The organism is Peribacillus sp. P4_D6 (assembly GCF_056401795.1).
Genome location: NZ_JBFUIQ010000385.1, coordinates 1 through 715 on the forward strand (window position 1 = coordinate 1; position 715 = coordinate 715).

Annotated in this window: 1 pseudogene; it reads left to right on the plus strand. The window is 36.7% G+C overall.

Features of this window, described 5'->3' with window-relative positions:
* Window positions 1–115 precede the first annotated feature (115 nt).
* Window positions 116–715: pseudogene (locus AC1DVB_RS27770) on the plus strand (transposase); the annotation flags it as partial.

Below are 715 nucleotides of genomic sequence, written 5' to 3' on the forward strand. Positions count from 1 at the left end.
CAGGAGTCTCGTACCTTCCGTTCCAATCAACTTTGTCTTACCTTTTAGATAGAACACTTTTGCCTGGAGTCATTTTTGTTTTAAAATAGAAGTATTAAAACTTGAGGTGATGAGGATGCTTTCTAAACATGATTCTATTCAGCGAGATCAACTTGAAATGATTACTTTAGATCAACTGGTGCCACCGAACCATTTGGTTCGTAAAATGGAGGCTTCCATTGACTTCACTTTCATTTATGACTTGATGAAAGATATGTATTYAGAGKTAGGACGCCCAAGTATTGATCCAGTTATTTTAGTTAAACTGACATTCATTCAATATACCTTTGGTATTCGTTCCATGCATAAAACGATTGAAGAAGCGGAAACAAATATGGCTTACCGTTGTTCTTAGGCTGTGGTTTTCATGATAAAGCACCTCCTACTCCACGTTCGGGAAAAATTATGAGCGACGCTTTAAAGATACAGAACTGTTTGAACAGATTTTCTATCGCATGTTAATGACAGCTGCTAATAAAAAGTTAATAAGTGCTGAACACGTTTTCGTGGATTCCACACATGTGAAAGCCAGTGCGAATAAACGGAAATTTGAAAAGAAAATCGTTCGTAAAGAAACACGAGCGTATCAAGGACGTCTTCAAGAAGAAATCAATCAAGATCGTGAAAACCATGGAAAAAAGCCTTTTCCACCAGATAAATTTGATAAAGAAGAGAC